General features: G+C 43.7%; 22 protein-coding genes and 2 pseudogenes. 20 read left to right on the forward strand and 4 right to left on the reverse strand.

The features are described from left to right. Nucleotides 1–29: 29 nt before the first annotated feature. Nucleotides 30–1310, reverse strand: a complete 1281-nt coding sequence (locus ADH27_RS06035) for a uracil-xanthine permease family protein (RefSeq protein WP_048716531.1) — start codon at nucleotides 1308–1310, stop codon at nucleotides 30–32. A 449-nt stretch (nucleotides 1311–1759) separates the two neighbouring features. Between ADH27_RS06035 and ADH27_RS06040 the strand changes: the two genes are divergently transcribed. The 6 genes and pseudogenes from ADH27_RS06040 (at nucleotide 1760) to ADH27_RS06060 (ending at nucleotide 6790) form a co-directional block, all read left to right on the forward strand. Continuing rightward, nucleotides 1760–2533, forward strand: a complete 774-nt coding sequence (locus ADH27_RS06040; RefSeq protein ID WP_048716533.1) for a nucleoside phosphorylase — start codon at nucleotides 1760–1762, stop codon at nucleotides 2531–2533. Continuing rightward, nucleotides 2534–3385, forward strand: a pseudogene (locus ADH27_RS10545) (DUF3744 domain-containing protein); the annotation flags it as partial. A 27-nt stretch (nucleotides 3386–3412) separates the two neighbouring features. Beyond that, nucleotides 3413–4216, forward strand: a pseudogene (locus ADH27_RS10550) (energy-coupling factor ABC transporter ATP-binding protein); the annotation flags it as partial. Then, nucleotides 4209–5039, forward strand: coding sequence for an energy-coupling factor transporter transmembrane component T family protein (locus ADH27_RS06050; protein ID WP_048716539.1), 831 nt, complete (start codon nucleotides 4209–4211; stop codon nucleotides 5037–5039). The pseudogene ADH27_RS10550 and the gene ADH27_RS06050, both read left to right, overlap by 8 nt. A 4-nt stretch (nucleotides 5040–5043) precedes the next feature. Continuing rightward, nucleotides 5044–5799, forward strand: a complete 756-nt coding sequence (locus ADH27_RS06055; protein WP_048716541.1) for an SDR family oxidoreductase — start codon at nucleotides 5044–5046, stop codon at nucleotides 5797–5799. A gap of 70 nt (nucleotides 5800–5869) precedes the next feature. Beyond that, nucleotides 5870–6790 carry a carbohydrate kinase family protein gene (locus tag ADH27_RS06060; RefSeq protein WP_048716544.1) on the forward strand — a complete coding sequence of 307 codons (921 nt, stop codon included), beginning with the start codon at nucleotides 5870–5872 and terminating at the stop codon, nucleotides 6788–6790. A 29-nt stretch (nucleotides 6791–6819) separates the two neighbouring features. On the opposite strand, the gene rsmG is transcribed toward ADH27_RS06060, so the two are convergent. Further along, entirely contained in the window at nucleotides 6820–7533 is a 714-nt protein-coding gene (gene rsmG / locus ADH27_RS06065; protein ID WP_048716547.1) for a 16S rRNA (guanine(527)-N(7))-methyltransferase RsmG, read from the reverse strand. Nucleotides 7534–7604: 71 nt separating this feature from the next. Between rsmG and ADH27_RS06070 the strand changes: the two genes are divergently transcribed. Beyond that, nucleotides 7605–8165 (forward strand): LemA family protein, encoded by a 561-nt coding sequence (locus ADH27_RS06070; RefSeq protein WP_003013312.1) that lies wholly within the window; start codon nucleotides 7605–7607, stop codon nucleotides 8163–8165. A 1-nt stretch (nucleotide 8166) separates the two neighbouring features. Beyond that, nucleotides 8167–9063: a zinc metalloprotease HtpX gene (gene htpX / locus ADH27_RS06075; RefSeq protein ID WP_048716550.1), complete on the forward strand. Its 897-nt coding sequence runs from the start codon at nucleotides 8167–8169 to the stop codon at nucleotides 9061–9063. A 273-nt stretch (nucleotides 9064–9336) separates the two neighbouring features. On the opposite strand, the gene ADH27_RS06080 is transcribed toward htpX, so the two are convergent. Continuing rightward, a complete protein-coding gene (locus ADH27_RS06080; protein ID WP_048716554.1) occupies nucleotides 9337–10554 on the reverse strand; it encodes a transporter in 1218 nt (405 codons plus the stop codon). A 437-nt stretch (nucleotides 10555–10991) separates the two neighbouring features. After that, nucleotides 10992–11852: a helix-turn-helix domain-containing protein gene (locus tag ADH27_RS06090; protein WP_048716560.1), complete on the reverse strand. Its 861-nt coding sequence runs from the start codon at nucleotides 11850–11852 to the stop codon at nucleotides 10992–10994. Nucleotides 11853–12058: 206 nt separating this feature from the next. On the opposite strand from ADH27_RS06090, the gene ADH27_RS06095 reads away from it, so the two are divergent. The 12 genes from ADH27_RS06095 to ADH27_RS06150 all read left to right on the forward strand — a co-directional run bounded on the left by ADH27_RS06095 (nucleotide 12059) and on the right by ADH27_RS06150 (nucleotide 24991). Further along, complete coding sequence (locus ADH27_RS06095) at nucleotides 12059–12598, forward strand: DUF177 domain-containing protein (RefSeq protein ID WP_048716562.1); 540 nt, start codon at nucleotides 12059–12061, stop codon at nucleotides 12596–12598. A 123-nt stretch (nucleotides 12599–12721) separates the two neighbouring features. Continuing rightward, nucleotides 12722–14200: a flotillin family protein gene (locus tag ADH27_RS06100; RefSeq protein WP_003005145.1), complete on the forward strand. Its 1479-nt coding sequence runs from the start codon at nucleotides 12722–12724 to the stop codon at nucleotides 14198–14200. A gap of 169 nt (nucleotides 14201–14369) precedes the next feature. Next, complete coding sequence (gene gndA / locus ADH27_RS06105; RefSeq protein WP_048716565.1) at nucleotides 14370–15794, forward strand: NADP-dependent phosphogluconate dehydrogenase; 1425 nt, start codon at nucleotides 14370–14372, stop codon at nucleotides 15792–15794. A gap of 9 nt (nucleotides 15795–15803) precedes the next feature. Next, the gene (locus ADH27_RS06110; RefSeq protein WP_048716568.1) at nucleotides 15804–16493 is read left to right on the forward strand and encodes a response regulator transcription factor; all 690 of its coding nucleotides are present in this window, start codon (nucleotides 15804–15806) and stop codon (nucleotides 16491–16493) included. A 276-nt stretch (nucleotides 16494–16769) separates the two neighbouring features. After that, nucleotides 16770–18959, forward strand: coding sequence for a PTS transporter subunit IIBC (locus ADH27_RS06115; RefSeq protein ID WP_048716571.1), 2190 nt, complete (start codon nucleotides 16770–16772; stop codon nucleotides 18957–18959). 63 nt (nucleotides 18960–19022) lie between these two features. Next, a complete protein-coding gene (locus ADH27_RS06120; protein WP_048716574.1) occupies nucleotides 19023–19838 on the forward strand; it encodes an endonuclease/exonuclease/phosphatase family protein in 816 nt (271 codons plus the stop codon). Nucleotides 19839–19951: 113 nt separating this feature from the next. Then, nucleotides 19952–20425: a transcriptional regulator NrdR gene (gene nrdR, locus ADH27_RS06125; RefSeq protein ID WP_006595763.1), complete on the forward strand. Its 474-nt coding sequence runs from the start codon at nucleotides 19952–19954 to the stop codon at nucleotides 20423–20425. Further along, a complete protein-coding gene (locus ADH27_RS06130) occupies nucleotides 20426–21598 on the forward strand; it encodes a DnaD domain protein (protein WP_048716577.1) in 1173 nt (390 codons plus the stop codon). Continuing rightward, on the forward strand, nucleotides 21599–22498 hold the full coding sequence (gene dnaI, locus ADH27_RS06135; protein ID WP_048716579.1) for a primosomal protein DnaI: 900 nt from the start codon (nucleotides 21599–21601) through the stop codon (nucleotides 22496–22498). Beyond that, nucleotides 22495–23211, forward strand: a complete 717-nt coding sequence (locus ADH27_RS06140) for an NADPH-dependent oxidoreductase (RefSeq protein WP_048716582.1) — start codon at nucleotides 22495–22497, stop codon at nucleotides 23209–23211. Before dnaI ends, ADH27_RS06140 begins: the two co-directional genes overlap by 4 nt. Before the next feature lie 16 nt (nucleotides 23212–23227). Beyond that, nucleotides 23228–24538 carry a ribosome biogenesis GTPase Der gene (gene der, locus ADH27_RS06145; RefSeq protein ID WP_048716584.1) on the forward strand — a complete coding sequence of 437 codons (1311 nt, stop codon included), beginning with the start codon at nucleotides 23228–23230 and terminating at the stop codon, nucleotides 24536–24538. 6 nt (nucleotides 24539–24544) lie between these two features. Next, a complete protein-coding gene (locus ADH27_RS06150) occupies nucleotides 24545–24991 on the forward strand; it encodes a hypothetical protein (RefSeq protein WP_048716587.1) in 447 nt (148 codons plus the stop codon). Nucleotides 24992–25051 lie beyond the last annotated feature (60 nt).

Below are 25051 nucleotides of genomic sequence, written 5' to 3' on the forward strand. Positions count from 1 at the left end.
AAAGTTCTCAGTGTTGAGAACTTTTTCTTTTAGTTTGATTCATGTGGCAAGATCAAGTTAAGGATGATTCCTGTCATAGCTGAGAGGGCTGTTCCTGAAAGGGTCACTGGACCGAGTTTCAGAATTGCTCCACCAAGTCCAAGAACCAACATGGCACTTGCAATAATCAAGTTGCGCATCAAGCTGAAGTCAACGCGTTCTTTGATCAAGACTTTCAAACCATTACTTGCGATTACCCCATAGAGCAAGATGGACATCCCACCGAGAACAGAGTTTGGAATGGTAGAAATGAGAGCAGTAAATTTACCAAGGAAGCTCAAGGAAATAGCAATCAAGGCTGCATTTCGGATAACGGAAACAGAAGCGATGCGAGTCATCCCAATAACGCCTGTATTTTCACCGTAAGTGGTATTGGCTGGACCACCAAGGAAGGCTGATACAGATGTTGCAATCCCGTCACCAAGAAGGGTACGATGAAGTCCCGGTTGTTTCAAGAATTGACGGCCACAGATTTGACTAAGCACGGTATGGTCACCGATATGTTCTGAAATAGTTACGATAGCGATTGGCAAGATGGCGATGGTTTCAGGACCGAAATATAAGTTGTATTGTTTGAAGGCCCCACCCGTATTGAAAGGAAGATAGAAACCAGGGATTTCAAACCAGTTAGCCTTGAGGACGGGATCGAAGTCAACCAAGCCTAAGCAGACTGCGAAGACATAACCACCGATAATGGCAAAGAGGAAAGGAATGATTTTGAAGAAACCTTTTCCTTTGGTGTTGATGAAGGCGGCGATCAGGAAGGTCACGACAGCGACAAGGGCATTTTTCCAATCTCCTCCTTCAACAAAACCGGCGTTCTTAACAGCTGATCCTGCAAGCCCTAGACCAATGACGATGATCATAGGTCCAATGACAACGGCAGGAAGCAATTTGTCAATCCAGCGAGTGCCTGCTACTTTAACCCCTGCAGCGACAAGCACGTAGATCAGACCAGTCAGGATAACCCCAGTTTGGGCTGCATCGACTTTTCCACCCATTTCTTTCATCGCCAAAGCCATGGCTGTGATGAAGGCGAAGGAAGATCCGAGGTAGACAGGGACTTTAAAGCCGGTACAAGTCATATAGATCAGTGTCCCAACACCTGATGCAAAGAGGGCAACGGATACGGGCATGCCCAAGATGAGTGGTACCAAAATGGTAGCCCCAAACATGGCAAAAACGTGTTGGAAACTTAATAAGATTCCTTTAAGTGGTGCCGGACTTTGGTCGACATCCAGGAGCAAATCAACAGTTGATTCTTCTTTCATAATAACCTCACTTTTGGGCACCAAAAAAGAGCCCATGAATATTTTTGCATAGCAAGGGCCCTCAGATTATTCATATTCTGTGTCTTTGTCACCTCACAGGATGACATTAAAAACCTTTGCTTCTAAGAAGTATAGCAGAAAAAATTCGTTTTGTAAACGAATTTTTCCCGAGCCAAGAAACGAGAGAGCGAGGTTCGTTTTGTAAACGAATTTTTCCCGAGCCCGAAAACGAGAAAGCGAGGTAGGAGTTATCTATTTTCATCAGGAAAGAGTTCAATGATAGACGCAGTGGTTTAGTGGTCCATTTTCTTTTACTTTTTGAGAGATTCGGTATCATTTTCTACCACAAAAGGCGAACAAGTGGGGCTGCTTTCCCCTTTGTTAGAAGGAAAGAGGCCGATTTTGTGGTATAATAGGGGACTAGAAGTAGAATGAAAGAGGTGCACGAAATGCTGTTAGAAGAATTTGATGCCAATCGACAGGCGATTATCAATCCACAAGACCTACATGGTCCCATTGAAGGATTTCCCAAAGTAGTCATCTCTTGCTTTTCAAGAGTAACTTTTGCGCGCCTCCTTGAAAATTATGAACATGAGGTGCTTGCAAGAACCTCCATGGCCAACTTTGAAGTCATTGTCTATGGGATTACGATTGAAGACCAACAGCTTGCTGTCTTTAATGCACCAGTTGGGGCTGCTTCCTGTGTGGGGATTATAGAGGATTTGATTCAATTTGGGATGGAAAAACTGGTGCTCTTTGGAACCTGTGGGGTTTTAGATCGAGATATTGAGGCGACCTCCATCATCATTCCAACGGCAGCTCTTCGCGACGAGGGGACCAGTTACCACTATCTTCCGGCTAGTGAAGAAGTGGAAGTAAATAAGGAAAGCCTTCCTCTCTTCCAAGCCTTTCTGGACAGCCACAGGGTTTCTTATCAGTCAGGAAAAGTGTGGACGACAGATGCTCCCTACCGGGAAACCATCGACAAGATGAAGCGACGAATGGAAGCAGGAGCCATTTGTGTAGATATGGAATGTTCGGCAGTGGCAGCTTTAGCAGCTTTTCGGGGCTTTGAGCTCTGCCATTTCTTCTACGCTGCAGACCACCTCTCGGAAGAAAAATGGGATATCCGAACCTTATCCAGTCATGAGGATTTAGATAGCAAGGATCGAATCGCGGATTTGGCCATCCAATTTGCGCTCTTATGGGAAAAGGCGAACTAAATGAAAGAAGCAATGATTGAACTGAAGGATTTTTCCTTCCAATACAAGGCACAGTCTGAGCCAACTTTGAAAAATATCAACTTAACCATTTATAAGGGGGAAAAGGTCCTGATTGTCGGGCCATCTGGCTCTGGTAAGTCAACCATTGGCCAGTGCTTAAATGGGATTATCCCTAATATCTATAAGGGAACCAGTAGTGGCCAATTCCTCATTCAGGGGAAAGAAGCCTTTGATCTCAGTATTTATGAGAAGTCTCATTTGGTCAGTACGGTCTTACAGGATACGGATGGTCAGTTTATCGGTCTCAGTGTTTCAGAAGACTTAGCTTTTGCCCTTGAAAACGATATGGTGGAGCTGGAAAGAATGAAATCCCGGGTCCATACCTGGGCGGAGCGCTTAGACTTAAGCAAGCTCTTGGACCATCGCCCTCAAGATTTATCCGGCGGGCAAAAACAACGGGTCAGCTTGGCGGGTGTCCTGATTGACGAAAGTCCGATCCTGCTCTTTGATGAGCCGCTGGCTAATCTAGATCCCAAATCGGGTCAGGATATCATAGATCTGATTGATCAGATTCATGAAGAGCAGGGAACGACAACCATTATCATTGAACACCGTTTGGAGGATGTACTCTACCGTCCCATCGATCGGGTCATCTTGATCAATCAAGGGCAAGTCCTCTTTAATGGGAGCCCAGATGAGTTGTTGAGGACGACACTGCTGGCTGAAAATGGGATTCGTGAACCCCTCTATTTAACGACTCTTCGCCAGTTAGGCCAGGATATCAGCAAGCTACCGCACTTGGACAAGGTAGAAAAATTACCACTTGAGGATGTATCAGTGGATATCCCAACTCCTCATTTTGAAAAAGCGGCAGAGGCAGAGACAATCCTAGAACTTGGTCATTTGAACTTTGCCTATCGAGAAGGCCAGCCCATTCTAAAAGACCTTTCTCTAACCATTCCAAAAGGCCAACGGTTGGCTATTGTTGGTAAAAATGGGGCTGGAAAATCAACCCTTGCTAAGGCGATTTGTGGCTTCATCCAGACGGAAGGAACCTATTTCTCAAAGGGAGAGGATATCAAGGGTGATAGTGTCAAGGAGCGGGCAGAGCGCGTGGGCTATGTCCTGCAAAACCCCAACCAGATGATCTCGACCAACATGATTTTTGATGAGGTGGCCCTGGGTCTTCGCTTAAGAAATGTTCCAGAGGACCAGATTGAAAGTCGTGTCCATCAAGCCTTGAAAACCTGTGGTCTCTACGAATTTCGTAAGTGGCCGATCTCTGCCCTATCTTATGGCCAGAAAAAGCGAGTGACTATCGCCTCTATCCTTGTCTTGGGACCAGATGTTCTGGTCTTGGATGAGCCGACGGCTGGTCAGGACCAACGAAACTATACGGAAATTATGGATTTCCTTGATGAACTCCATCAAAAAGGGCATACCATTGTCATGATTACCCATGATATGCAGCTCATGCTGGATTATTCGGACCGGGCAGTCGTGGTCATGGATGGGCAGGTTTTGGCTGATTTGACACCAGCAGAGCTCTTGACTCAACCAGAAATTTTGAGACGGGCTAATTTGAAAGAAACCTCTATTTTCGCCTTGGCAAATCGACTTGGTGTCGATCCTCTTGCCTTGACCCAGTTTTATATGAATCAGAAGGGGGAAGGTCATGAATAATCGCTTAGTCGGCTACCATGCCGGAACCAGTTTTCTGCATCGCCTTTCAGGCGCTAGCAAGCTTCTTTTCTTACTCTTGGTATCATTAGCTGCCATGTTGAGTTACGATACTCGCTTATTGTTGGTCATTGGTCTGGGTGCCCTCGCCTTATTTGCAACCTCAGGCATTCGTTTGAAAGACATCTCCTTTGTTCTGAGTTTTGCCTTAGCTTTTGCCCTTCTCAATGTCTTGATGGTCTATCTTTTTGCCCCTCAATATGGGGTAGAAATCTATGGAGCAAAGACAGTTCTTCTAGATGGTTTAGGGGCATATAGTATTACAGCCCAAGAGTTATTTTATCTCTTCAACCTCACTTTGAAGTATGTGTGTACCATTCCTTTAGCTCTCATTTTCTTGATGACCACTCATCCCAGTCAGTTTGCTTCGAGTCTCAACCAGATTGGGGTGTCCTACAAAATTGCTTACTCAGTCAGCTTGACCTTGCGCTATATTCCAGATGTGCAGGAGGAATACCAGATTATCAAGCTCTCGCAAGAAGCAAGAGGCTTGGAGTTGTCCAAAAAGGCCAACTTTGTCCAGCGGGTGAAGGGAAATCTTCAGATGATTTCTCCCTTGATTTTTAGTTCTTTGGAGCGGATTGAAACGATCTCTACGGCCATGGAACTGCGTCGCTTTGGAAAAAATAAAAAACGAACTTGGTACACCTATCAGGAGATGACCACTCGTGATCGCTTGATTATCCTAGGATCAATCTTCATGGTGGTCTTGAGTATCGTCCTGATTTGGGTAAACAAAGGTCGCTTCTATAATCCTTGGAGGTAAGAAAATGGCAGAAACAATTTTAGTAACGGGAGCATCTGCTGGCTTTGGCCAAGCCATTTGTCACCGCTTAGTTGCCGATGGGCATCGAGTGATTGGCGCTGCTAGACGCATTGAAAAATTACAGGCTCTTCAAGAGGAGCTAGGAGAAGCTTTTTATCCCCTTCAAATGGATGTGACGGATTTTTCTCAGGTGGATCATGCACTTGCCAGTTTGCCAAAAGCTTGGGAGAGAGTGGATGTTTTGGTCAATAATGCTGGCTTGGCCCTAGGCCTCGCTCCAGCTCATGAAGCAGAGCTTGCAGATTGGCTGACCATGATCCAGACCAATATTATCGGTCTGACCTATTTGACCCGGAAAATCCTCCCCCAAATGGTGGAACGAAATGATGGTTATGTCATCAATATGGGGTCAACTGCAGGGACGGTGCCTTATCCAGGTGCCAATGTGTATGGTGCTTCCAAGGCCTTCGTTAAACAGTTTTCATTAAATCTGCGTGCAGACTTGGCTGGAAAACAGATTCGGGTGACCAATATTGAGCCAGGTCTCTGTGAAGGGACCGAATTTTCGACGGTTCGCTTTAAAGGAGATGAAAAACGGGTAGAGGCTCTCTATCGAGATGCCCATGCCATTCAGCCAGAAGACATTGCCAATACCGTAGCTTGGCTCATCCAACAGCCCAAGCATGTCAATGTCAACCGCATTGAAATCATGCCGGTTTCTCAAACCTTTGGACCACAACCGGTCTATCGGGGTGACTAGTTGCTAACCAGCACGATCCGTTGCTGGTTATTTTTCCATGTTGAGAATAGAGAATAGGAGGGGGAAACCCATGTCAAAAGCTTTAGTGATTGGTTCTACTGTTTGTGATGTTATGGTCTATCTGGATCGACTACCGAGTCGGGAAGGAGACGCCCATATCCATGAGCAGACTTGGTCTCTTGGAGGGTGTGCCTTTAATGTCGTCTCCGTACTTCATGCTTTGGGTCAAAATGTTGACTTCATCTCGCCAGTGGGGACGGGTGTCTACGGGGACTTTGTCAAGGCAGAACTCGAGAGGCTGGGTATCCAGACTCCAATCTCAGTAACCGGGGCAAATGGTTGTTGTTATTGCTTTATCGAGTCGGATGGTGAGAGGTCCTTTTTATCAGATCATGGAGTAGAATATAGTTTTCAGAAGGAATGGCTCCAGTCTCTGGAGCAGGAAAGCTACGATTTTATTTATCTCTGTGGCCTTGAAGTAGAAGAGCCGACTGGATTGGAACTGATTCAATCTGTGTCAAAAATCAAAGGTCAAGTCATCTTTGCACCAGGACCTCGAGGACTCTTGATTCCCGAGGAGCGTTTGGAAGCCATCTATGATCTCCACCCCATTCTCCATGTCAATGAGGCAGAAGCCAAGGCTTTTTCGGCTTGTGAAGAGATTGCTGACGCAGCTAAGAAGCTCTACCAAAGAACGGGGCAGTTAGTCATCGTCACCTTGGGAGAAAAAGGAGCGATCGCATACGATGGTAGGTTCTACGAGGTGGCCGGATTTCCGACAGAAGTCGTTGATACTGTAGGAGCAGGAGATAGTCATCTGGGAGCCTTTATAGCGGCATCTTTGCAAGGGCTAGATGTGGAGGATGCCTTAACCTTTGCTAACCGTTTTGCAAGTATGGTTGTGGCGACCAAGGGAGTTCATTTAGAGCGCCATCACTACCATACCCTAGAGCAAGAGTTAAAAAAATTAGTTTATTCAAAAAGAAGCTGACAAACTGTCAGCTTCTTTTTAGTATCATCTTATAACGGACGCTTATTTGGCATGCCCGCTTTTCTTGGGTATTTATTAGGGGTTTCTTTTTTCTTTTCTACAAGAGTGATATAGCGTGGATCCCCATTAGGCAATTCATACTGTAGATTGTCTTCAACCTTGCTAAAGAGCAGATTGAGGGCGTTTTTAGCTTCTTCCAACTCTTCTGGAGCATTGCTAGCCTTGAGAGCAAGAAGCTGTCCCCCTACTTTCAGATAGGGAATGGTCAGTTCAGACAAGACCTGCATGCGGGCAACGGCGCGGGCAGTTACGATATCAAATTGGGCACGAAAGGCCTTGTCTTGTGCAAAGTCCTCAGCTCGTCCATGGTAGAAATGAACTCCGCTCAAGCCTAACTCTTCAGCTAGTAAATGAAGGAAATTGATTCGCTTATTGAGGGAATCAATAATGGTCACATCTAGCTCAGGGAATAGGATCTTCATTGGTAGACTCGGAAAGCCAGCACCAGCGCCGATATCCAAGAGACGGATGGGTTGGTTTTCAATCAAACCTTGTAAAATGGGTGCGATAGAATCATAAAAATGCTTGAGATAGACTTCATCTTTATCGGTGATAGCGGTGAGATTAATTTTCTCATTCCATTCCACGAGGAGCTCGAAATAGCGTTCGTATTGCTCTTTTTGTCGATCAGTTAGTGGGAAGCCGAGGTCGGCTAAACGGTCATAAAATTCTTCTGGTTTCATAAGATAATTTTACCACAAAATAAGGGAAATTTGATATACTGGTACTAAAGAAATGAAAGGAATTCAATAAAATGATTTGGATTATTCTTGGGGTCCTAGTGGTCCTTGTGTTGATGGTAGTAGGAGTTTACAACGGTTTAGTGAAAAGTCGGATGCAGACTCGCGAAGCTTGGAGTCAAATCGATGTGCAATTGAAACGTCGGAATGACTTGATTCCAAACTTGATCGAAACGGTTAAAGGGTATGCTAAGTACGAAGGAGATACACTAGCAAAAGTAACTCAACTTCGCCAACAAGTAGCGCAAGCATCTTCACCTGCAGAAGCAATGGCAGCCAGTGATGCTCTTTCACGTCAAGTGGCAGGTATCTTTGCGGTGGCTGAAAACTACCCAGACTTGAAAGCCAACACCAACTTTATGCAATTGCAAGAAGAATTGACTAACACAGAAAACAAAATTTCTTATGCTCGTCAATTGTACAACAGTGTCACAAGCAACTACAATGTCAAGTTGGAAACTTTCCCAACAAATGTGATTGCTGGAATGTTTGGCTTCAAACAAGCCGAATTCCTTCAAGTGCCTGAAGAAGAAAAAGCAGTACCAAAGGTGGACTTTAGCGGATTAGGAGACTAATATGCTCTTTGACCAAATTGCAAGCAATAAAAGGAGAACCTGGATTCTCCTTATTGCTTTTTTCATACTCTTGGCTCTCATCGGAGCAGCCGTTGGCTACCTCTGGTTAGGATCCTCACTTGGAGGCGTCATCCTAGCTTTGATTATTGGTGGGATTTATGCCTTTAGCATGATTTTCCAATCAACCGAAGTTGTCATGCGGATGAACGGGGCGCGTGAGGTGACGGAAGAGCAAGCCCCTCAACTCTACCATATTGTCCAAGATATGGCCATGGTAGCTCAAATCCCTATGCCTCGGGTTTATATTGTAGATGATCCGTCCATGAATGCATTTGCGACAGGGTCCAATCCTCAAAATGCTGCTGTTGCAGCAACGACAGGTCTTCTGGCTGTGATGAACCGTGAGGAATTGGAGGGAGTCATCGGACACGAAGTCAGCCATATTCGCAATTACGATATCCGCATCTCCACGATTGCGGTTGCCCTTGCCAGTGCCATCACCATGCTCTCTAGTATTGGAGGACGGATGATGTGGTGGGGCGGTGGTCGTAGACGGGATGATGATCGAGAAGGAGGCAGTGGTTTAGAAATTATTATTCTGATCCTTTCCTTGATTGCCATCGTATTAGCTCCATTAGCGGCGACTTTGGTTCAGTTAGCCATTTCTCGTCAACGGGAGTTCCTAGCGGATGCCTCCAGTGTTGAATTGACACGGAATCCTCAAGGGATGATTAATGCTCTTTTGAAGCTGGATAACAGTGTGCCTATGCAACGAGAAGTTGATAGTGCAAGTAGTGCTCTCTTTATCAACGATCCTAAAAAAGAATCCGGCTTTCAAAAGCTCTTTTATACCCACCCACCCATTGCTGAGCGGGTTGAAAGATTAAGAAACATGTAAAAAAGATCCACCAAACAGTGGATTCAGATTGAAGACACAATCATCTTAGAACCTTTCCTTAGGTGAGTACGGACGTCAGCGAACTTCTATGAGGTTCCAAAACTCCCGAGTGCTAGAAACAACCTTGTTTCTAGCACTTTTCTCACGGCGGAAAGTTTCAGTAGATGATTGAATAACTCTAAAGAATAAAAAGTATTTATCTTTATAGAAGTTAATAGAATTGTATAAAAGATAACTTTGTCTTTAAGCTCAATCCACCCAATGGTGGGTTTTTTATTTAGTTGTTAAGAGGAGGGTAGTGAAACCAAGGATAGCAAAGGTCCCCCACGCTAGGGGAAGGCTCCAGATAGCTAGACTAGAAAAGAGAGCTGTCCCAAGTGGCATGGCAAAGCTGACCATCAGTCCCAAAAAGCTAGAGGTAGAAGCTAATTTTTCAGCGGGTAATTTACTCATTAAAAGACTGGAAACTTTTGGGTTGATTTTTGCTACAAGATAACCAAGGAAAGTGATGAGTAGAAGGGAAAGGAAATCCCAGTGCACCAGAATATTTGTCAGCCCAAGCATAGTCAGCCCACCTGCGATCCATAGGAGGATATGGTGGAGGGTTTGCTTTGAAAAATAATCGTGGGGTGTCAGACTAGCCCAGACCATGCTTAAAATAGTCACAGCCTCTAAGATCAAGAGGGATTGGCTAAAGCTCAACTGAAAGAAGGGGGATTGAAGCAGTTGAAGATTGTAGATGCCAGAGATGGATCCCCCTAGGGCATTGATGAGAACCAATGAGAAGAGCAACTTACCAAAGTGGTGGACGTCCTCATCTGCAAAAATATTTTTGGCATTGGAATACATCTCTTGGCATTCGTGGAGCAAAGAATTCTTATTTTGGGGCTCAATGACGGGGTCATGTGTCAGCTGATTTTTTCTCATCAGGAGACAGGTGGAAGACAGGAGAAAAGTCACGGCATTGATCGAGGCGACCAGAGCAAAATGTTGATGGCTGATGGCTAGCAGCCAAACTCCTAGAGCTTGTCCAGAAATCGAACAGACCATACTAAGTAGTTGATTGAAGGAATAGGCCTCCATCAAATCCTCGCTAGAGATGTTCTTTTTCATGATGGGGAGTTGTAGCCCCCCGCGATAATCGCTCAAACAATCTGAAACAATGTTTAACAAACAGATAAAGGAAAAAGCAAAGTAACCTGGAATCTTGGTTATGAGCGCAATAAGGATGAAGAGGATGGCTTGGAGATAGCCGATGCGTATCAACCAGTTAGCTTTTTTCTTCGTATGGTCAGCCTTCATCCCAACAAAAATGCTAAAGAGGCTAGGAATAAATACAATGAGATTGGCAATGCCAACTGCTAGACTCGGTTGAGGCATGCTGGCAGCAAAGACCACAAAGACCAGATTGTAGATGGCAGCACCAAGGGTATTCAAAAAGCGAGAAAGACTGAGTAAGGCAAAAATTTTATTACGAGCTAAGAGTTTCATAAACCTTCCTCCTTCGTGTGAACAGTTGCTAGGACTTGTTTGATGGATCGACTGATCTGTTTAAAGACCTCCAATTTCTCCTCTTCAGAGAGAAGAAGTTTCTGATCTTTTAGGTAGACGCTAGTATGTTTGAGAAACAAATGAAGGAAATATCTTTTTAGTTTGATCATCATGGAAGGGACCTTCTTTCTTTGCTTGATGATCCTATTGTAGACCTCAAAAATAAGAAAAACAAAATGTTGCATATTTTCAACAAAAAGAGGCTGGGACAAAAGTCCTAGCCTCTCAATTATCTTTGGATTGTCGAGCAAGACGCAGTGGTTGAGTGGGCTCTACTACGCTGATTTTATCAGCTTTTACATCCCTACTCAACTGTGCGGAGGTGGGACGACGAAATCGAATTCTAACGAATTACCAATTTCTGTCCCACTCTCTTTTCAGGATTCCTTGATCAGTTCTTGCAGGCCCTGTTTGTAGTAGTTGGCACTGTCCTTACAATCCAGAATAGAGAGAACCTGGATGGCCTGCTCCATCTTTTCAAGACCAGCTTCTTTTTCACCCTTCCGATAAAGAAATTCTCCTTTGGCGTAGAGATAAACCGTCCGAAGGTAGGCTTCGTTCTCAGAGTAAAAGTGGTTGTTAATCAGGTGATCAAAATAGGTTGCATCTTCAAATTCATTTGAATTAATGGCCAGAAAAAAGCCATTAAGGAAAATAGAATTGATGGCAGGACGAGAGGAATCTAGGAGAAGCTTGAAATCCTCACGTTGGACCAACTCCTCTGTGTATTGTCGATAGAGCTGACTAGAGAAAAGAGGAGAGGTCAGTGAAAATAGGCTTAACTCAAAATTTCCCCAGACCATGACAGAGAAGAGGTAGTCATAGAGGAAATCTAGTTCCTCTTGGCTAGCAGCCAACTCTACCTCAGGATATAAGCCAAGTATTTTGGCCTTGAGAATAATGCTGGCTAAGAAGTCTTCTTTTTTGTGATCTTTCTGATAGGCTAGTTGGTAGCTTTGGTACAAGGCTTGGTCGTGTTCCAAGCTCATGTTTTCATAGTGTTCTTTCAACAATTTGGGAATAAAGGAGTGCTGATCGATACCAGCTAGATTTGAAAACTCACTGAGGCTGGTTTTGATCTGTTGAAGGGCCTGAAAAAACCGTTGCGTCGTCAGGTCATTTTCTCCTCTTTCAAATCGAGATAACATGGAGCGCGAAAATTCGCCACCTGTAGCCTCCTCTAAAGAGATGTGGCGACTTTCACGTATTTGCCGAAAAACTGCTCCGATTTCTTTCATGAATTCTCCTCTATCTAACATTGCTCAATGCCCTAGCAAGTGAACCTCTTTTGTCCAAGAAATGGTGGGACCCTTGTGTACAACACCAATTTGCCTAGTCTCTGTATCTTTTTTCATGATTATAACAAATTTTTGAGGAGACATCTTGGTTGAAGGGACAGCTTCATGATATACTAGTAGTATCTAGAAGATTTGAGGACAAAAGAATGAACTTATTTACACAAGAAATCCGTAAAAATCCTGAAGGACTGGCATTTAATCAAGAGTTGGATTTGTTAAAGGATCTGCAAAAGCGTAATCCAGAAATTCTTGATTTGAAGAATGTGACAGCGACAGGGGGAGTAGCCTATGATACAGGTCTCTATGTCCTGGATTACCAGTTGAGCTACACTATCGTTTTGGCCTCTAGCCGAAGCATGGAGCCTGTCGAGATTCAAGAGAGCTATCCTGTAACAGAGGTATTTGCGGAGGATGTACAGTCAGAGGCAGATATCGAAGCTCTTGAGGAAGACTTGATCCTTCCAATCGAAGGTGGGAAGATTGACCTGAGTGAGAGTGTAGCGGATAATATTCTGCTCAATATTCCTCTCAAGGTTCTCACTCCAGAAGAGGAGGCTGGAGAAGGTTTTATCGAGGGCAATGATTGGAAAATCCTATCCGAAGAAGAATACCAAGCTGCTCAAGCGATCAAGAAAGAAGAAAACAGTCCTTTCGCTGGTCTAAATGGCTTGTTTGACGAAGAATAAGCTAGAGATTGCATTTGATAAATTTAGACATAAATACAGGTCTTTTCTTTGAGGAAAGGCCTTCTTTTGATATACTAGGATTAATAAACAACAGAGGGTAGACCTCTAAAAAGGAGAAAAAGTATGGATACTTTATTTATTCCAGGTTGGTTGATTACCGGCCTAATAGTCGCAGTTATTATTTTGATTTTGCTTGTTAAAGGTTATGTGAACGCTAAACCCAACGAAGTCGTGGTCATTACAGGTCTTCGGAAACAACGTCACTTGCGTGGGAAAGCTGGCTTTATGATTCCCTTTGTCGAACAACGCTCTTATCTTGATATTGAGCAATTCTCGACAGATGTTCGGACGTCAGAAGCAGTCCCAACACTGGACTTCATTAACGTCCGTGCCGATGCAGCTGTTAAATTAAAAATTGGTACAACCGATGAAATGATTGCCCGGGCTGCAGAAAACTTCTTGAACTGGAATACGACAGATATTTCCAATTCTGTCCAAGATGTCTTGGAAGGAAACTTGCGGGAAGTGATCGGTCAGATGGAGCTCCGTAAGATGGTCAATGACCGTCAAGAGTTTGCCTCAAAAGTGCAGGACAACGTAGCACCAGACTTGGCCAAAATGGGTCTGGAAGTCATCGCTTTTACGGTTCAATCCTTCTCTGATGAAGGGGGAGTCATCGATAACCTCGGGATTGAAAATGTTGAAACCATCAAGAAAGATGCCTTGATTGCCAAAGCCAAAGCGGAACGCGAACGCAAGGAAGTCGAAGCAGAACAAGATAAATTGGCCAACGACAAACGCGTCGCTGCCGATCTTGAAATCGCGCAAAAACAAAACGAATTAAAACTCAAACAAGCAGCCCTCAAGCAAGAAGCAGATATTGCCCAAGCAAAAGCAGATGCCGCTAAAGGGATTGAGGCAGAAGTGCAACGTCGTGAACAAGAGCGCGTGGCAGCCGAAGCCAATATCATGAAACAGGAAAAAGAAGCGGAAGTCAAAGAGCGCGAAGTTAAGGTTCGTGAGCAAGAATTGGATGCCAACATCCGCAAACAAGCTGAAGCTGAAAAATATGCGCGTCAACAAGCTGCAGAAGCAGAATTGATCGAACGCCAACGCAAGGCGGAAGCAGAACTCTTCGAAACACAAAAAGAAGCCGAAGCTCGGAAAGCCCAAGCCGAAGCTGAGAAATTCGCCCAATTGCAAGAGGCCGAAGCTATTGAAGCCAAAGGTCGCGCCGAGGCCGAAGCCATTCGCTTGAAACTGGAAGCGGAAGCCAAAGGTTTGGACCAAAAGGCCGAAGCAATGAAGAAAATGCAAGAAGCAGCCATTACTGAAATGGTCGTTGACAAGTTGCCTGAAATTGCGCGTGCTGTCGCAGAACCATTAACCAAGGTGGATAAGATCACCATGTACGGGGAAGGCAATGCTTCTAAGATGGTGGGCGATATTATGCAAAGTATCGACCAAGTCTCTCAAGGAGCTGGATTTGATATTCGTCAATTGCTAGCAGGAGCTCTTGGAGTTAATATGACGGTCAACAAACTCAAAGAAGGAGAACAACCGGTCATTGAAGCAGAAGAGTTAGCTTCAAAAGAAGATTAATGTCATTCATTAGAAAGTGTCTGAGGACTGTAACTCAGGCACTTTTTGTTTTTTGCTTCAAAGTAGATAGGAGCTATCTTTCTACATGAAGGGGCAGGGGATGATTTTCTACTTTCATTTGATGTCAAAAAATGGTAGAATAAAGGCAAACTATAAAGAGGAGTGTCACATGACAAAAGCAAACTTTGGTGTTGTTGGTATGGCCGTAATGGGTCGTAACCTTGCCCTTAATATTGAATCTCGTGGATACACAGTTGCTATCTATAACCGTAGTAAAGAAAAAACAGAAGATGTTGTTGCTTGCCATCCTGAAAAGAACTTCGTGCCAAGCTATGATATCGAAAGCTTCGTAAACTCAATCGAAAAACCACGTCGGATCATGCTCATGGTTCAAGCAGGACCTGGTACAGATGCGACCATCCAAGCCCTTCTTCCACACTTGGATAAAGGCGATATCTTGATCGACGGAGGAAACACGTTCTACAAAGATACTATCCGTCGTAACGAAGAGTTGGCAAACTCAGGGATCAACTTCATCGGTACTGGTGTATCTGGTGGTGAAAAAGGTGCCCTTGAAGGTCCTTCTATCATGCCTGGTGGACAAAAAGAAGCTTATGAATTGGTAGCTGCTGTTCTTGAAGAAATCTCTGCAAAAGCACCAGAAGATGGAAAACCATGTGTGACTTACATCGGTCCTGATGGAGCAGGTCACTACGTGAAAATGGTCCACAACGGTATCGAGTATGGCGATATGCAATTGATTGCAGAAAGCTATGACTTGATGCAACACTTGCTTGGCCTTTCTGCAGAAGACATGGCTGAAATCTTTACGGAGTGGAACAAGGGCGAATTGGACAGCTACTTGATCGAAATCACTGCGGATATCCTTGGACGCAAAGACGATGAAGGTCAAGATGGACCAATCGTAGACTACATCTTGGATGCTGCAGGAAACAAGGGAACTGGTAAATGGACTAGCCAATCAGCGCTTGACCTTGGTGTGCCATTGTCACTCATCACTGAGTCAGTATTTGCACGTTACATCTCCACTTACAAAGAAGAACGTGTACACGCTAGCAAGGTGCTTCCAAAACCAGCTACTTTTAAATTTGAAGGAGACAAGGCTGAGTTGATCGAAAAGATCCGCCAAGCCCTTTACTTCTCAAAAATCATCTCATATGCACAAGGTTTTGCACAATTGCGTGTAGCTTCTAAAGAAAACAACTGGAACTTGCCATTTGCAGACATCGCCTCTATCTGGCGCGATGGATGTATCATCCGTTCACGTTTCTTGCAAAAGATCACAGATGCTTACAACCGTGATGCAGATCTTGCTAACCTTCTTTTGGATGAGTACTTCTTGGATGTAACAGCTAAGTACCAACAATCTGTTCGTGACATTGTAGCTCTTGCTGTACAAGCAGGTGTACCAGTACCAACCTTCTCAGCAGCCATCACTTACTTTGATAGCTACCGTTCAGCTGACCTTCCAGCGAACTTGATCCAAGCGCAACGCGACTACTTTGGTGCTCACACATACCAACGTAAGGACAAAGAAGGTACCTTCCACTATTCTTGGTACGACGAAAAATAATTGTAGGTTATGACAAAGCGGATATTACTAGTAGAGAATGAAAAGAATTTAGCGCGCTTTATTGATTTAGAACTTCAAAAAGCAGGCTATGTAGTTGATTTGGTAGAACAAGGGGAAATCGCCTTGAAACTCCTGCAGGCTACAGAATATGATTTAATTCTTCTCAATTACGAACTAGAAGATATGAGTGGGGAAGATTTTGCCCAACGCCTGAGCAAGATTCGTCCTGCAGCAGTCTTGATTGTCTTAGATAGTCGTGAGAAAATTTCTGAGCATATGGAGAGTATCCAACGATTTGCAGTGTCTTATGTCATCAAACCATTCGTGATCAGTGATTTGGTTGAGAGAATCATTGCTATTTTTAGAGGCCGTGATTTTATTGATCAACATTGTAATCAGATGAAAGTTCCTACTTCCTATCGGAATTTACGAATTGATGTCGAGAATCATATGGTGTATCGGGGAGAGGAAGTGATTGACCTGACACGTCGTGAGTATGATTTGTTAGCGACTTTGATGGGGAGTAAGCATGTCCTCAGTCGCGAGCAATTGCTGGAGCGTGTCTGGAAGTATGAGAGTACAGCAGAAACCAATATCGTTGATGTCTATATTCGCTATCTTCGTGGAAAAATAGATCTCCCAGGACAAAAGAGCTATATCAAAACTGTCCGAGGTGTCGGCTACCAAATGCAAGAATAAGAACATTCCCTTTGATGAGAAATCTCAAAGGGATTTTTTGTTTATCAAAAAGGAAGAAAGAAAAAATTTTTAAAAAAATTTTTTTAAAAAAATTGTGAAAGAAGCAAACGTTTGCTTAAAAGATAGGCTTTTCAAGGCCTTTATGTATAAAGTTTGTGAATTAAAAATATAGATGTAAGGGCTTTACAAATAGAAAAAAAGTGGTATAATAGTAAGTGAAATATGCAAACGTTTTCTTATATTACGGGCATTTCAAATTTATAAGGAGGTCGAATGATGAATAAACAATCATTCAAAAGTCTATTTAGCTTTGAATTTTGGCAAAAATTCGGTAAAGCATTGATGGTGGTCGTTGCAGTTATGCCTGCGGCAGGTCTGATGATCAGTCTTGGTAAAACTGTTGCAATGATTAATCCAGAACTTGGTTTCTTGGTGACGACCGGTGGTGTTCTTGAACAAATCGGTTGGGGAGTCATTGGGAATCTTCATATTCTCTTTGCATTGGCTATCGGTGGTAGCTGGGCAAAAGAACGTGCTGGTGGTGCCTTTGCGGCAGGTCTATCCTTTATCTTGATCAACCGGATCACTGGTGTGATGTTCGGTGTAACAGGAGATATGCTCAAAGATCCAAAAGCACAAGTTCATACTCTTCTTGGTGGATCTATCAAGGTTGCTGATTATTTTACGAGTGTTTTAGAATCACCTGCCTTGAATATGGGAGTTTTCGTTGGGATTATTGCCGGTTTTGTAGGGGCGACAGCCTTTAATAAATACTACAACTACCGCAAGTTACCAGATGCCCTATCATTCTTTAACGGGAAACGGTTTGTTCCTTTTGTCGTTATCCTTCGTTCTGTCATTGTGGCTCTTGTCTTGTCATTCTTATGGCCAGTAGTCCAAACAGGAATTAACAACTTTGGTATTTGGATTGCTAACTCAAAAGAAACTGCTCCAATCTTAGCACCATTTGCTTTTGGTACCTTGGAACGTCTCTTGCTTCCATTCGGTCTTCACCACATGTTGACCATCCCAATCAACTATACACAATTGGGTGGTACCTATGAAGTTATTTCAGGTATCTCAAAAGGAACAACTGTATTAGGTCAAGATCCACTTTGGTTAGCTTGGATTACAGACTTAGGAAATACTAAAGGAACTGACCCTGCTACTTACCAACACTTGTTGGATACCGTCACACCTGCTCGTTTCAAAGTGGGACAAATGATTGGTTCATTCGGTATCTTGATGGGGGTTGCCCTTGCCATTTACCGTAATGTAGACCCTGATAAGAAACACAAATACAAAGGGATGATGATTGCGACTGCTCTTGCAACCTTCCTTACAGGGGTTACAGAACCAATCGAGTACATGTTTATGTTCGTGGCTATGCCTCTTTACCTCGTTTATGCAGTGGTACAAGGTGCAGCCTTCGCGATGGCCGATATCGTCAATCTTCGTGTCCATTCATTCGGATCTATTGAGTTCTTGACTCGTACACCAATGACCATTAAAGCTGGGCTCGGTGGAGATATCCTTAACTTTATCTGGGTAACTGTTCTCTTTGCCGTGATCATGTACTTCATTGCAAACTTCATGATCAAGAAATTTAACTACGCAACTCCTGGACGTAACGGAAACTACGAACAAGCTGAAGGTGGATCAGCTGAGTCTGAAACTTCAGGTTCAGGTAAAGTAGCTGTTGCTTCTCAAGCAGTTAACATCATCAACCTTCTTGGTGGACGTGCTAACATCGTCGATGTGGACGCATGTATGACTCGTCTTCGTGTGACTGTTAAAGATGCTGAAAAAGTTGGAACAGAAGAACAATGGAAAGCTGAAGGAGCAATGGGACTTGTCATGAAAGGACAAGGGGTCCAAGCGATTTACGGTCCAAAAGCTGACGTATTGAAATCAGATATCCAAGATTTGTTAGATTCAGGTGAAGTGATTCCTGAAACTCTTCCAAGTCAGCAGACAGCGGCTCAACAAGCGGAAGTTGCCTTTAAAGGGGTGACAGAAGAAGTTCACTCAGTTGCTGAAGGACAAGTCATTGAATTAGAAAAAGTTCAAGATCCAGTCTTCTCACAAAAAATGATGGGTGACGGATTTGCAGTTGAACCAGCAAATGGTCAGATTGTTTCACCAGTAGCTGGTAAAGTAACCAGCGTCTTCCCTACCAAACATGCCCTTGGTTTGGTAACAGAATCAGGTCTTGAAGTTCTCGTTCATATCGGTCTTGATACTGTAAGTTTGGAAGGCAAACCTTTCACAGTGAAGGTAGAAGAAGGCCAAACAGTGGCAGCGGGAGATTTATTGGTAGAAGCAGATTTGGATGCTATTCGTGAAGCTGGACGTGCAACTACAACAGTTGTAGTCTTCACAAATGCTGCAGCTATTCAATCTGTCACTCTTACACAAACTGGTCAACTTCCAGCAGATGCTGTGGTTGCCAAAGTTGAATTATAATCTATGAGAGTCATTCCTTGTATCCATCGGATACAGGGAATTCTCTATTAGGAGAGTAGGATCATGAAATTTTTAACTTTAAACACTCATAGTTGGATGGAAGAAAATCCCCAACAAAAATTTGAGGACTTAGTAACAGACATTATTGAAAAGCAATACGATCTGATTTGTTTCCAAGAAATCAATCAGGCCATCGAAAGTCCAGTTGTTCCAGTTAATGACTTGTATCATCCAACTCCTTCTGCGGAGCCGATCCATCAGGATCACTATGTTCGTTGTTTAGTTGAAAAATTAGAAGAAGAAGGATTGAGCTATCACTGGACCTGGGCTTACAACCATATCGGCTATGACCGTTATCATGAAGGGGTAGCAGTTCTATCACGTACCCCAATCCAGGCAAGCGAACTCTTGGTTTCAGATGTGAATGATCCAACAGATTATCATACACGACGGATTGCCATTGCCGAAACCCAAGTTGATGGGAAAGAAATTGCGGTTGCCAGTGTCCACCTTTCCTGGTGGGATAAAGGTTTCCAACAAGAGTGGGCACGTTTAGAAGAGCGTTTTAGCCAATTGCAGAAACCCTTGATCTTAGCAGGAGATTTTAATAATCCAGCTGGTCAAGAGGGGTATGAGGCCATTTTAGCGAGTCCGCTAGCTCTTCAAGATAGCTTTATTGAAGCCCGTCAGACCAAGGGGACTTACACAGTAGGTCCTGGAATTGATGGATGGGATGATAATCAGGTACCTTTGCGGATTGATTATGTTTTCACTTCAAAAGAATGGGTTATCGAACGACTAGAAGTTGTGTTTGATGGTTCCAACCAACCTCTCATCAGCGACCATTATGGTTTGTCAGCTGACTTGTATTTACCATAAGATTCAAATCCCTATGCCTTTAGGAGGCTAGGGATTTTCTTTGTTTCGCTTGCTTTCACTTTAGCCCTAAATATGATAGAATAAAGTATTAAGAAACGATAAGGAGGGTGTCCATGCGGTGTCCAAAATGTGGCGGAAACAAGTCTAGTGTTGTAGATAGTCGCCAGGCAGAAGATGGGAAAACGATTCGTAGAAGAAGAGAATGTGATGAATGTCATCATCGCTTCACCACTTATGAACGAGTAGAAGAGCGGACTCTTGTTGTGGTGAAAAAAGATGGCACCCGGGAACAGTTTTCTAGAGATAAAATATTTAATGGGATTATTCGATCTGCTCAGAAACGTCCCGTATCGAGTGACGAAATTGAGGAAATTGTGGGGCGCATCGAACAAAAGATTCGAAGCCAGAGTGAAAATGAGATCCAGAGTGACTACATCGGATCACTGGTCATGGACGAGTTAGCAGAGTTGGACGAAATTACCTATGTCCGCTTTGCAAGTGTCTATCGTAGTTTCAAGGATGTTGGCGAATTGGAAAGTCTCTTAAAACAGATTACCAAAGGAACGAAGAAGAAAAAGGAAAAATAGATGAAGCCCAATACTTCATTTTCTTTCTTGAAGAATAATTATTTGGCGCCTACAGGAGCCTCCTTTACGCATCTGTATGGACCAATATTAGGTGTTCAAGCAAGTCAATTATATACTTTTCTGCTGAGTCTCTATAATCAGGGGAAAGAAAAACGGCTGATTGCTGTCATTTTAAATCATCTGGATTTAGGTTTCGCTCATTTTCTCGAAAGTCTAGACCGCTTGATTGCCATGAATTTATTAGAGGTTTATGAAACAGAAGAAGGACTTCAGTTCCGATTTGTGCCTCCGCTAGAAGCAGATCAATTTTTTGCCAATGTTGCTTATCAGAAATTGCTGGAGAAAAAAATAGGAGAAGCGGCAGTTCGTGACTTGCTTCCTGAAAAACCAGAGGGCGAAAAACGGAAGGTGAACTTTGCCTCTGTCTTTGGGATTGATGGAGTTTCGACCCCTCAGAGAAAAACATCTTCCTTCAGTTTGGAGCACTTTAAACAATTAATGGCGCGGGATGGCCTTCGTTTTGAGAACGAACAAGAGGACCTCTTAGTTCTCTATGCCATCACTGAAGAGAAGAATTGGACTTGGTATGAGACCTATCTCTTGGCCAAGGAGACAGCGGCCAATTTGATCATTTCGACCAAGCGGATGAGACAGAAACTAACCCAACAACCACAGGAAAACGGCAAGGATGAGTTTACTCCGCAGGAAAGAGCCATTATCCGGGAAGCAAAAAACAAGACCAGTCGTCAATTTTTAGCAGGAATTAAAAAAGCACGTAAGGCTGTCGTGACCCAATCTGAGCGTCAAGCGATTTCTGATTTGGCCCAGTTAGGCCTATTAGATGAAGTCATAAACGTGATCTTGTTGTTGACCTTTAATAAGGTTGCTTCTGCTAATCTCAATGAAAAATATGCCTTAAAAGTTGGGAATGATTTTGCGTATGAGGGAATTAAAACGGCTGAAGAGGCTGTCCTGAAGATCCGCCAGCGCCAAGACTCCCATGCACAAAAAGCAAAAGAGAAAGCAACTAAGAGTGGACAAGCGACTGGAAAAACCAATGTTCCTAAGTGGAGTCAGCCTAACTATACCAATCAGACCAGCCAGGAAGAACAGGCTAATCTAGAACAACAAAAACGAGCCTTGCTCGAGAAATTAAATCAAGGAGGGGAGTAAATGGAGAGCGTAGGGAAAACCATGTCCCAGATGAATCGATCACAGCAGTTCAATTATGAAGAATTGGTAGCTCAAATTCTCGCCGAACCTGAGATTGCAAACTTTATTCAAAAGGAAGCCTTGTCGGAAGCAGAAATCCGTCGCAGCATTTCCAAATTTAACCAATACATCAGTGAACGGAATCGTTTTGTCCTCGGGGATGCAGATTATATTGCAAGAGGGTATAAGCCTGTATTGGTCATGAATGAGGGCTATGCGGATGTTTCCTATGAAGAGACACCTGAGTTGATTGAGGCACAAAAACAAGCCGCTATCAATAAACGCTTGCAGCTGATCAACTTGCCAAGTACCTTGAAGGAAGCTTCCTTAGCGAAAGTCGACTTGGATGATCGGGGACGTTTTGGAGCCTTTGAAGAGTTGGCCAATTTTGTTGCTTCCTATCCTCAAGCTCGTAAAGGAATTTTTCTATACGGAGATTTCGGAGTTGGGAAAAGCTATATGATGGCAGCTCTTGCTCATGACTTGTCTGAAAAACGGCAAGCATCTTCAACTCTCTTGCATTTCCCAAGCTTTGTCATCGATGTTAAAAATGCCATTAATACAGGTCAGGTTAAAGAGATGCTGGATCAGGTTAAGAAGGCTGAAATTTTGATTCTTGATGATATTGGGGCAGAGCAAATGTCGCCTTGGGTCCGGGATGAAGTCTTGCAAGTGATTTTGCAACATCGGATGCAGGAGATTCTTCCAACCTTCTTTACTTCGAATTTCAACTTTGAAGATTTGGAACGTCATTTTGCTACATCTCGGAATGGAGATGAGACTTGGCAAGCCAAACGTGTCATGGAGCGAATCAAGTTCCTGGCTAAAGAAGTCCGCCTAGAAGGAGAAAATCGCCGATGAATCCTGTTATTGATTTGATGAAATCTCATTCCTCTGTCCGTCGCTTTAAGGAGGAGGATATCAAAGAGGAAGACCTTCAAGCAATCCTAACAGCAGGACAGATGGCTTCCTCTTGGAAGAACTTCCAGTCTTATTCCATTATCTTAGTTAGAAGCCAGGAAAAGAAAGAGGCGCTCTATCAATTCGTCCCTCAGGAAGCGATTCGTCAATGCTCTGTTTTCTTACTGTTTGTAGGGGACCTCAACCGAGCTGAAAAAGGGGTTCGGATGCATACGGATCAATTCCATCCAGAAGGACCAGATAATTTATTGATTACTTCTGTAGATGCGGCCTTGGCAGGTCAGAATACCTTGCTGGCTGCTGAAAGTCTAGGCTACGGAGGAGTCATTATTGGCTTGGTTCGGTATGAAGCGGCTGAAGTGGCGAAACTATTTAACTTACCAGACTACACCTATCCTGTCTTTGGGATGGCTTTAGGAGTGCCAAATCAGAACCATCCTGTGAAGCCCCGCCTTCCTTTGGAAGCTGTTGTCTTCGAAGAAAGTTACCAGGAGCAGACTCCTGAAGTGATTGAAGCCTTTGATCGAGTACAGACTGCCTATGCTGGAGCACGGGCAACGGATACTTGGAGCCAACGCTTGGCTGCCCAATTTGGACAGGAAGAACCAGCTGCTACGGCAGAATTATTAAAGAAACACCAACTAGAAAAATAAGAGAAAAGAGGACACCATGGCTTTACCTACTGTTGCCATTGTAGGACGTCCAAATGTCGGGAAGTCAACGCTCTTTAACCGGATTGCCGGTGAGCGGATTTCCATTGTCGAGGATGTCGAAGGGGTTACTCGGGACCGTATTTATGCAACGGCTGAGTGGCTCAACCACCAATTTAGTATTATTGATACTGGCGGGATTGATGACGTGGACGCACCTTTCATGGAGCAAATCAAGCACCAAGCTGAGATTGCCATGGATGAAGCAGACGTCATTGTCTTTGTCGTATCTGGAAAAGAAGGGATTACCGATGCAGATGAGTATGTCGCTCGGATGCTCTACAAGACCCACAAACCAGTCATTTTAGCGGTCAATAAAGTGGATAATCCAGAGATGCGAACTGACATCTATGATTTCTACGCTCTTGGTCTAGGCGACCCCTTGCCAGTGTCATCTGTGCACGGGATTGGTACAGGGGATGTCTTGGATGCTATTGTTGAAAACCTTCCGACGGATCGGGAGCCAGAAAATCCAGATGTTATCAAGTTCAGCTTGATTGGCCGCCCTAATGTCGGAAAATCTAGTCTGATCAATGCCATCCTTGGTGAAGACCGCGTCATTGCCAGTCCTGTAGCAGGGACTACGCGGGATGCGATTGACACCCATTTCACCGATGCAGAAGGCCAAGAGTACACCATGATTGATACAGCCGGAATGCGAAAATCTGGTAAGGTCTATGAAAATACAGAGAAATATTCTGTCATGCGGGCTATGCGGGCTATCGATCGCTCGGATGTGGTCTTGATGGTCTTGAACGCAGAAGAAGGAATCCGCGAGTACGATAAGCGGATTGCCGGATTTGCCCATGAAGCTGGAAAAGGGATGATCATCGTGGTCAATAAGTGGGATACTCTTGAAAAGGATAACCACACCATGAAGCAATGGGAAGATGATATTCGAGATCAATTCCAATACTTATCTTATGCACCTATTATCTTTGTCTCTGCTTTGACCAAGCAACGCTTGCACAAGCTACCAGATATGATCAAGCAGATCAGTGAGAGCCAAAATACACGGATTCCTTCAGCTGTCTTGAACGATGTCATCATGGATGCCATTGCCATTAATCCGACACCGACAGATAAAGGAAAACGTCTAAAAATCTTCTATGCGACTCAGGTTGCTACCAAACCACCAACCTTTGTGGTCTTTGTCAATGAAGAAGAGCTCATGCACTTCTCTTATCTTCGTTTCTTGGAAAATCAAATTCGGAAAGCCTTTGTCTTTGAAGGAACCCCAATCCATTTGATTGCTCGGAAACGGAAGTAGGTATTTATGAAAATTTTGAAACAAGGACTCATGTTGGCTGTCCCATTCATTGTGTTTCTAGGACTAACAGCTTGTAGCATTGAAAGAGAAGAAACCTATGAGAAAAAAGATAAAGACATTCTTCTTCGAGTGACGATTCGACATAGAGCCAATCAAATGATCTCTGAAGAGTTTTGGGCTGATAATTTTAATGTAAATATTGAAGATGACTCTGAGTTCGAATATATTAAAAAAGAAATTGTTGAACCTAAAAAAGGAATTTCGGGCTATACAACAGATGTGAGTCGGACGAAAGAGGGTGGACTGATGATTCATACCAAGATCGTCTACCAAGACTTAGATATTGAAGCCTTAAATAAAGCCAACGATGAGAAAAAAACGTTTGGAGAACTGGCCAACTATTCAGAACATATCAAAAATTTCAAAAAAGAAGGTTATAAGAGAGTAAAATAAAAGAGAGTGGGACAGAAATCGGTAATTCGTTAGAATTCGATTTCGTCGTCCCACCTCCGC

Source organism: Streptococcus sp. 343_SSPC, from assembly GCF_001072385.1.
Lineage (GTDB): Bacteria > Bacillota > Bacilli > Lactobacillales > Streptococcaceae > Streptococcus.